Consider the following 230-nt stretch of genomic DNA (forward strand, 5'->3'; position numbering starts at 1 on the left):
GCGAACCAGCCGAAGTCGGCCGCGCCCTGCGGGGTGAGGAAGCCACCCACGGCGATCGTCGAGCCGAACAGGTAGAGCCAGTAGGCGAACATGTTCAGCCGCGGGAACGCCACGTCGGGCGCGCCGATCTGCAGCGGCATGATCCAGTTCGCGAAACCGGCGAACAGCGGCGTCGCGAACATCAGCAGCATCACGGTGCCGTGCATCGTGAACGCCTGGTTGAACTGCTC

The 230-nt window shown here is 66.1% G+C and carries 1 protein-coding gene; it reads right to left on the reverse strand.

Features of this window, described 5'->3' with window-relative positions; all coding sequences use genetic code 11:
• Positions 1-230: cbb3-type cytochrome c oxidase subunit I (locus tag GTW40_RS23455; protein ID WP_202486316.1), on the reverse strand; the 230-nt coding region annotated here is incomplete at both ends.

Origin of the sequence: Streptomyces sp. SID4985 (assembly GCF_009863025.1) — a bacterium.
Taxonomy (GTDB): Bacteria; Actinomycetota; Actinomycetes; order Streptomycetales; family Streptomycetaceae; genus Streptomyces.